Source organism: Microcoleus sp. Pol7_A1 (genome assembly GCF_036701085.1).
GTDB lineage: Bacteria > Cyanobacteriota > Cyanobacteriia > Cyanobacteriales > Microcoleaceae > Microcoleus > Microcoleus asticus.
This window is the reverse complement of the sequence record NZ_JAUBQD010000011.1, coordinates 24,423-33,768: the sequence shown is the minus strand read 5'-3', so window position 1 is coordinate 33,768 and position 9,346 is coordinate 24,423. Positions and strand designations below refer to the sequence as shown.

Here is a 9,346-nt window from a genome sequence, read left to right as displayed (position 1 = left end):
TCTCAAATCGACTGACGCACGCTACTACTTATACACTTTGTCGATCGGAATCTGAATCCTAAAAGTCGTTCCGCATCCTATGGAGGAAATACACTCAATCTTGCCATTGTGCTTTTCCACCACAATCGAGTGCGCGATAGACATTCCCAAACCCGTTCCTTTTCCCACAGCTTTTGTAGTAAAAAACGGGTTAAAAATGCGATCGACTATCCCCTCGGGAATGCCCGTACCGTTGTCCGAAATTTCCACGATCGCAGTCTTCTGGGCCGTTACACGAGTGAAAATAACAATCCGGCCGCTCTCGATCTGCGATCGTGGAACCGATAACTTTTGATATCGTTCTTCAATAGCATCAATTCCATTAGCAATAATATTCATAAACACCTGATTCAGTTGGCTCGGATAGCACTCTACCGGCGGCAGTTTCCCGAACTCCTTAATTACTTCAATTTCCGGGCGGCTGTCCCGAGTCTTCAAGCGGTGCTGCAAAATTAACAAAGTGCTTTCAATTCCCGCGTGAATATCGACCGGCTTCATTGCGGATTCGTCCAGCCGCGAGAAATTTCTGAGGGACAACACAATTTGCCTGATGCGCTCGGTTCCTACCTGCATCGAACCCACAATTTTTGTTAAATCCTCAGCCATGAAATCCAAATCTATCTCTTGAATGCGATCGACAATTTTTGAATTAGGTTCGGGATACTCATGTTCGTAAAGAGTCACCAGATCGAGCAACTGTTTTGTATACTGTTTGAGATAATCAATGTTAGCGTGAATGAAGTTAACGGGATTATTGATTTCGTGAGCGATGCCGGCAACTAATTGCCCCAAAGAAGACATTTTTTCAGTTTGAATTAGCTGAGTTTGAGTAGATTGCAATTCCAGCAGCGCTGACTCTAAATCTCGAGCTTTTTCTCTTTCTCGTCCCTCGCTTTGTCGCAGTGCTTCCTCTGCTTGCTTGCGAGTCGTAATATCCTGGGAAACTCCAATTATTACCTTAGCCTGACCGTCAGCATTCCTGCTAAAAATAGTATCCCGACTTTGCAGCCACAAAAATTGACCGTCTGCTGCCCGCATCCGGTACTCAATTTCCCTAATTTCGCCATCTTCTATTTCTACAAAGCTAGCGTGATGTTTGAGAATTTTCGGCAAATCTTCCGGGTGTACTAACTGAGGAATCAGTGGCGAATCCATCCCTGTAAGGTCGTCAAACGTATAGCCCAAAAGCCTAAGCATTGAATTGTTAGTGTAGATATTTCGCTGTTCTTCCAAGTCGTAGAGATACAAAATACCGGGAGTAGCCGATGCTACTTTTTGAATGAACTGCTGGCTTTCTTGCAAAGCTAACTCAGCTTGCTTGCGATCGGTAACATCAATTGTGATGCCGTCCCAAAGAATATCGCCGTTTTCTTTAGCTTCAGGACGCGAATTTGTCTGAAACCAGCGAACCTCGCCCGAAGGCAGCACCAGCCGTCCTTCCCAGTGCCAAGGTTGCAAAGCTTGCGCTGAAAGAGCAATAGATTCGTAGTAATTTTGGCGCTCGTCGGGATGAACCAAATCTGTTAGCAAAGCCGAATTTTGCAGAACAGCTTCTGGTTCTAACTCAAACATTTCTAGGGAAGCAGGACTCATGTAAGGGAAACTAACAGAGCCATCTGCACGCAACAAACATTGATAAATGATTCCCGGCAAATTAGCAGACAGCTTTTGGAATCTTGCCTCACTTTCCCGCAGTGCTTCCTCTGCTTGTTTGCGCTCCGTAATGTCAGTAATTGAACCAACCATGCGGACTGGTGTTCCAGATGCGTCCCACAAAGCTTGTCCCCGACTGAGTATCCATTTGTAGGCGCTGTTATAGCACCAGCAGCGGTATTCGATGATGTAATGCGGCGTTTTCTTGTTTAAATGGTCTTGGAGAGCTTGCATTACTAAGGCTAAATCCTCGGGATGCGTGTCCCTTTTCCATTCGTCCAAGTAATCTAGAATTGAGCTGTTTTCGTATCCGGTGATTTCCTTAAATCGCTCGGACAAGAACACTTCCCCTGTTTGTAAGTTCCAGTCCCAAATTCCGTCATTGTTGCCTTTGAGTGCTAACTGCCAGCGTTCTTCAGTTTGCATCAATTGAGCAGTTCTCTGTTTGACTCTATTTTCTAGCTCTTGATTGAGTTGTTTGAGACTTTCTTCTGCCTGTTTGCGTTCGATCGCAATTCCTGCTAAATTTATGACAACTTCTATCAATTGCAGCTCAAAAAAATGGGGGCTGCGCGGTTGGGCATAATACATTCCAAAAATTCCCAGAACTTGACCCTGAGATGAGAAAATAGGAGTAGAAAAGCAAGCTTTCAGTCCAAAACTCAAGGCTAAATCTCGATAATTTTCCCACAAAGGATCGGTGGCAATATCTGTAACGATCACCTGTTGGCGGCTAAAGGCAGCAGTGCCGCAGGAACCGACATCCGGGCCGATGGCTGTGCCGTGAATAGCAGCATTGTAACTGTCGGGCAAACTCGGGGCGGCTCCGTGCAGTAAATGTTCGCCGTCTGGAGCTAGAAGCAAAATCGAACCTATGACCTCTCTAGATTGCTGTTCGATTATTTCAACTAAAGTATTTAAAGTATCGCCCAGAGGAGCGCCCTTAGCAATCATTTCTAAAATTTGTTTTTGACCGGTCAACCAATTTTCAGCTTGCTTGCGCTCCGTAATGTCGCGGGCCACCACCAGAACCGTGTTTTCTTTCATTGGCGAAATGGTAGTGGCAAACCACGTTTGTACGCTGGCAATTTCCAGGTTATATTCAAAAGTACAGGTTTGATTTGTACCAAGGGCGGTGCGAATTTTATCCTGAAAAATATCTGCAATTTCTGGCTCGAATACTTCGCTGATTTTTTTGCCGACAAGTTCTGCCGGCGGTTTGTATAAAAGTCCGGGATTTGTCGGGGCAATTTTCAGGTAGCGTCCCTCAATATCAATCACCAAAATTACGTCGTTCATGGCAGCGAACAAAGCTCTAAGTTCCGCTTCAGAAGCTTGCAGGGCGATTTCAGCTTGTTTGCGATCGCTAATATCCGTCCCGATACAAAGCAGTCCTGCCAAATTTCCATTCGCATCTAGTAAAGGTTTATTTGTCCACGCTATCCACACCCTTTCTCCATTGCTGCGGATGTTTTCCTTTTCGTGTTGGAAGTATTTTTCCGGCTGTGCCAAAAAATCTCGAATCATTGCCGCGAGGTCACTTTCGGAGAAATCTGTTTTCGGTATAATTGTGCCGATCGCACTTTTGCCGATGATTTCTGCTTCTGAATACCCGAAAAAAGCTTCACCAAACTCGTTAAAAAAAGTAATCTTGCCTTCACTGTCTAACTGCACAATAATGCTGTTAGCATTCTCAACGAGTTGCCGGTACTTAGCTTCGCTTGAACGCAGTTTCGCACGGCTGTACACCCAGCTAAAAACCCCCACCCCGCTCAAAAGTGCCAGCAAGTCGCCTCCAAAGAGCAGCCACCCCCGATGCGGCGAATTCGCAGGCCATCCTCCTGCCGGAATTGCTGCCAACTGCCAGGAACCGTTGGGCAAAGTCACTTCCAGCACCACGGGATTGTCCTGAAAAATTGACCCGTCACCGAAAAATACTGCGCCGGATGCTCCCCTCCCGTCTTTGCCCCGCAAAGCGTATTGCAGCTTCGCTGAGGAGTCGTTGAGTCCCGCTTCCTCAATTAGGGAGTTTTTGTCGAGGATCAGGCCTGTCAAGCCCCAGTAAACTCCTGTTTCGGGCTCGGCGCCGGAGGGTGTGAGAAAAATCGGCGATCGACCGATCAACGTCTCGTCCCCCTCCAATAATTTCACGGGCCCGGCCAGCAAAGTTTTTCTGGTGTTGATGACCTCTTCGACCATTTCCCGCTGTTCGGGTAGCGCCGTCAAGTCAAGGCCGATCGCCGCTTCATTTCCGTCGTGCGGATAAATGTAAGCGACCGTGGTGCCTTTAACTAAAGTTATGGCGCGAATGCCCGGTTGCTGTGCCATCAGAATTCTCGCCGTCGCTGCAAACTCGGCTTCGGTGATATTTGGGTTGTTGGAAAGGTAAGCCCCCAAACCCCGCATCAAAAACAGCCGGGAATTCAAAGAGCTTTCGAGCTTAGAACGGACTGTGCTGAGCCGATCGAGGGTGCTAGCGCGGTTGTACTGACAAAACCGCTGTTGTTCCGATCGATCTAAAATACCAACTCCGATCAAAATGGCTACTGATGCCGAAATTGCTGCTAAATAGGGTAAAATTTGAAATTTTTTAATCTTAAAGTATTCCATCTGCCGGCGGTTAAGGTAGATCTTTACGTCTTTAGATAGATTTAGTTTAGTTCCATTTTTATAGGCAGATGCAAGATTTCCGGGATACCGGGCTTTTCGCAAGCCGGCGCGAGTTTTTTTTGTTCTAGGACGCCCGCCGAACGCCGGCGATATGTAAACCTCTAATCCTCAATTCTATAGACAAAGTTTTAAATATCAAATCGACTGACCGAAAGTAATGTGGTCATAAGCCCCCGGATTCATTCCTTAGCAGACTCAGGACGGGATCGATCTAAAATCTAAAATCTAAAATCTAAAATCGACTGACTCGCCATTTATCTGGTAGGGTGCGCGCTGCCGTACCACAGCGGTGGGGGAGCGCGTACCCGAAAGACGGGAATTATTAGCTAAAATATGGTTAGCAATAATTTTTTTCAGCGCTACGCCGAATCATTCATAGGGGCAATTTGATGCAAGAACAGTTGATGGAAGCGATCGCACCTTACCGCGATCGCGTGGATTATCTGGAAGTTCGCCTCGAACAAAGTGAGTCAACTGCGATTAGTTTTCGCGGCCCTCAGTTAGATGCTGTCAACCGCAGTTTTAGTCTCGCCGGCGGCATCCGCGCCTGTCACAAAGGCGGCTGGAGTTTTGTAACTTTTAACGGTTTAGCTGAGTTAAAAGACCGCATTGAAGAAGCTGTAGTGCAGTCTCGTTTGGTTGGTAGCGAAAAAACTCTACTAGCAGATGTCACCCCGATTCAAGATTATGTAGCGGTGGAATTGGGCCGCGATCCGCGCTCTATTACTCTAGCCGAAAAGCGAAAATTACTCGAATCTTACAACCAGTTGCTGTTAGATTACGACCCGCGAATTCAGACGACAATGGCCGGTTACAGCGACAGATTCGGGATTACTTATTTTGTGAATTCTCAAGGCACTTGCATCGCTCAAGAGCGCTTGGACGTGACCGGGCGTTTCGGGGCGATCGCCCGCGGCGAGGGCGGTGTCGTCCGCCAAGGGTTTGAGTCGATTCACTCGCGATCGGATTACGATGTCTTGACAAATATTGAAGATCGTGTTAAGAGTGCTGCCGTTCGAGCAGTGGGCCAACTAGAGGCAAAATCGGTGAAAGGCGGTCAGTATCCGGTGATTTTAGACCCTTATTTGTCGGGGGTTTTTATTCACGAAGCTTTCGGACATTTGTCGGAAGCAGACGGCATTTACGAAAACCCGAAAATGCAGGAATTGTTGACTTTGGGCAAGCCTGTGGCGATCGAACAATTGAATGTAATTGACGACGCAACTGTGCCGGGATTGCCGGGAACTTTGAAATACGACGACGAAGGTGTGCCGGCTCAGTGCAAGCATTTAATTAAAAATGGAGTTTTAACGACTCGGATGCACAATCGCGAGACTGCGGGCAAAATGGGCGAAAGTCCGACAGGAAATGCCCGGGCTCTGAGTGCTACTTTTATGCCTTTGGTGCGGATGACTAATACTGCGATCGAGTCTGGCGAACATTCTTTTGACGATATGGTTGCCGACATTGACGAAGGAGTGTATGCAGTGCGGATGTTGGGAGGACAAACCAACGGCGAAATGTTTACCTTTGCGGCGGCTCAAGGGTTCATGATTCGCGACGGCAAATTGGCTGAACCTGTTAGCGATGTCACTTTAAGCGGCAATGTATTTCAGACGTTAAAGGATATTGAGTCGATAGGAAACGACTCGGTTTATGCCTACGGCGGTTGCGGTAAAGGCGGCCAGAGCGGTTTACCCGTAAGTGTCGGCGGCCCCCATTTGCGGATTAAAAATGTCGTCGTCGGAGGAAGATAATCATTAGTCATTAGTCATTAATTATTAGTTCAAAACTTACGCAACTGGCACATGGTGAAGGCGTGCTCGCGCCCTCACGCCTCGCCTTAACCAGTCCGGAACACTGACAAGTTGACCCACGACTCAAAATCTACTTTCGAGGGCTTCAGCTAGGTCGTTTGGTGTTTGGGAGACTTCATAAATTACAGAGAAATTGGGGAAGTGCGATCGCGATCTAGATTCTACCAGGCTTTACCCTGATTTTTTGTTGAATTCTCCTTAAGTTGCTTCCCTCTTTACCTGAGCGCGTTGCCTAATGGGAATCTCAATCACAAATTCTGCACCCCTATCTGCTGGCTGCGATAAACATCTCAAATCTCCGCCGTGCTTATCCACCACAATCTGATAGCTAATAGATAATCCCAAACCAGTGCCTTGACCCACAGGTTTAGTTGTGAAGAAAGGACTAAACAGATGCGTTCTTACCTCACTTGTTATCCCCAGCCCATTGTCTTTAACACTGATTCTTACCCAATCGTCATTCAGCATAGAAGTACGAATTATAATCGTACTAGGATCTTTTATTATTTGCTCCAGGCTGCGTTTTTTGTCATAGTAATTCAAGCCATCAATGGCATTGCTCAGCAAATTCATAAATACCTGATTCAACTGAGACGCATAACATTCTATTTTTGGCAAATCTCCGTATTCTTGAATAATTTGAATAGGTGGATAATCCGGCTTAGGCTTGAGCCGACTCTGCAAAATGACTATAGTGCTGTCGATGCCATCGTGAATATTAACGGGTTTCATCTCAGCTTCGTCAAGCCGCGAGAAGTTCCGCAACGTCAGCACAATCTGACGGATACGTTCAGCCCCTATTTTCATCGAAGATAGCATTTTAGGCAGATCTTCTCGGATAAATTCTAGCTCTATGTTCTTAATTAAAACTTCGATTTCAGGGTGATTGTGGGCACCGTGCTGCTCGTAAAGGTTTATTAAACCCAATAGCTGCTGAGTATACTCATTGACATAAGTTAAATTGCCATAGATAAAATTAACGGGATTATTAATTTCGTGGGCAATACCTGCAATGAGTTGTCCTAAGCTAGACATTTTCTCAGTCTGAATAAGCTGAGCTTGGGTGCGCTGTAAATTTTGGAGTGCAATTTCTAGTTGAATAGCTTTTTCTCGCTCTCGCGCTTCCGATTGCTGCAATTTATCCTCTCTTTCTTGGCGAAAGCGCTCGTTTTCCTTTAGCTGTTGTACGTGGGACAATGTTTTGTTAATTGTAATTTCTAAATCCTGAAAATTTATAGGCTTAGTCAAAAAATCAAAGGCTCCGGCGTTCATCGCCTTTCTAATATTTCCCAAGTCGCCATAAGCCGATATAACTATTGTTTTGACTAGGGAAGCTATCTGATTAAGTTCCCCTAACAAAACGATCCCATCCATAACTGGCATATTAATGTCAGTCAGCACAATGTCTATATCCGGTTGTTCTTGTAACTTTGCCAGCGCTTCTACGCCATTATACGCAAAAAAAACCTGGTATTCTTCCGCACGGATCTTTTTTCTAAATTTCTGGGAAATTAGAGATTCTAAATCTGGCTCGTCATCCACAAACAGTATTTTTGCTGACATATTGCGATATTTTTCGGTCGGATGCGACATTTTTTTCCCCTGGCATTGATTAACTTATCCGAGTAATATTTATATACTTTAAGTTATATTATATATTATTATTGCAAGAGTCATGAAAAGGCTGATTTCTACAATGGCAAACCTAACGGCTGTAATAGGCTCTGAGTTTGGTAGAGGGCGATTGATTAGATAAGGTCGAATTCAGCCTTAGTTTGTGTGATTGGAATTTCTATCCAGAACTCCGCTCCCTCCCCCACCTCTGAAACACACTTCAATGTGCCCCCATGCTTTTCCACTATAATTTGGTAGCTGATATAGAGACCCAAACCAGTACCCTGACCTACAGGCTTAGTAGTAAAAAAAGGTTCATAAATACGGTCTTTCACGTCTGCGGTCATTCCCAGCCCATTGTCCCGAATTTGAATGACGACACGGGAATTTTCCTCTAGCAGAACAGTGCGAATATTAATGGCGCTCTGGAGATCCGAGTTCTCATCTAGTGACCGTTGTTTATTGTACTCATTCAAAGCATCAATCGCATTAGAAAGAATGTTAATAAACACCTGATTTAGTTCTCCAGCATAGCATTCCACCAAAGGCAGATGACTGTACTCCTCAAACACTTGAATCTCTGGACGCGTTCTCGTTGTTTGAAGTCGGTTATCCAAAATCAGCAGGCTGCTTTTGATCCCTTCGTGAATATCAACAGACTTTATGTTAGCTTCATCCAGCCTTGAGAAGTTACGCAAAGACAAAACAATCTTGTGAATGCGGTTAACACCACATTTCATCGAAGCCAGAATTTGGAATAAATCTGCTATCATAAATTCTAAATCTATGGCTTTGATTTCAGCTTCAATCTCAGAAGTGGGTGGGTGGTACTGCTGCTGATAGAGATTTAGCAGGTGGGTTAGGTTGTGGATATAATCACTGACGTGGCTAATATTGCCATAGATAAAGCTAGCAGGGTTGTTAATTTCATGAGCAATTCCCGCAACCAGTTGACCCAAAGAAGACATTTTTGCGGTCTGAATTAGTTGAGCTTGTGTCTTTTTTAGCTCTTGCAGACCTTGTTGTAAATCCTGAGCTTGTTCTCTAGCGCGAGCTTCTGATTCCCGCAAGCGCTGGTTTTCTTTTAAGTGTTGCACGTCACGCAGCGTTTTGTTGATGGTAATCTTTAAATCCTCCAAATCTATCGGCTTGGTTAGAAAGTCAAAGGCACCTAAGTTCATGGCATTTCTGATATTTTCCATGTCGCTATAGGCTGATATAACTATTGTTTTCAGCGGTAGGTCTATTTGATTAAGTCTAGATAGTAAAGTCAGGCCATCCATTTCAGGCATATTAAGGTCGGTCAATACTATATCCAGATCCGGGTGTTCTTTCAATTTTTCCAGCGCTTCTACACCATTACGAGCAAAAAAAATCTGCCATCCTTGCGTGCGGATATTTTTTCTAAATACCTGGAAAATTACATATTCTAAATTTTCTTCGTCATCTACAAACAGTATTTTGGCTGACATATTAGTCTCTCAGTTGCTAGTAGAACCCTGAAGGCAGAAGGAGAGGATGGGAAGGTACCAATTACACTTACCAATTATGTT

Annotated in this window: 4 protein-coding genes; 1 reads left to right on the top strand and 3 read right to left on the bottom strand. The window is 45.1% G+C overall.

Annotated features, from left to right (window positions below; translation table 11 throughout):
• Positions 1-24: 24 nt before the first annotated feature.
• The gene (locus QUA20_RS09130) at positions 25-4,302 is read right to left on the bottom strand and encodes a PAS domain S-box protein (RefSeq protein ID WP_333187903.1); all 4,278 of its coding nucleotides are present in this window, start codon (positions 4,300-4,302) and stop codon (positions 25-27) included.
• Positions 4,303-4,751: 449 nt separating this feature from the next.
• On the opposite strand from QUA20_RS09130, the gene QUA20_RS09125 reads away from it, so the two are divergent.
• On the top strand, positions 4,752-6,119 hold the full coding sequence (locus QUA20_RS09125) for a TldD/PmbA family protein (RefSeq protein ID WP_333188067.1): 1,368 nt from the start codon (positions 4,752-4,754) through the stop codon (positions 6,117-6,119).
• A 258-nt stretch (positions 6,120-6,377) separates the two neighbouring features.
• On the opposite strand, the gene QUA20_RS09120 is transcribed toward QUA20_RS09125, so the two are convergent.
• Both QUA20_RS09120 and QUA20_RS09115 read right to left on the bottom strand, forming a co-directional pair.
• Entirely contained in the window at positions 6,378-7,772 is a 1,395-nt protein-coding gene (locus tag QUA20_RS09120; protein ID WP_333187901.1) for a response regulator, read from the bottom strand.
• A 155-nt stretch (positions 7,773-7,927) separates the two neighbouring features.
• Positions 7,928-9,265: a response regulator gene (locus QUA20_RS09115; RefSeq protein WP_333187898.1), complete on the bottom strand. Its 1,338-nt coding sequence runs from the start codon at positions 9,263-9,265 to the stop codon at positions 7,928-7,930.
• Positions 9,266-9,346 lie beyond the last annotated feature (81 nt).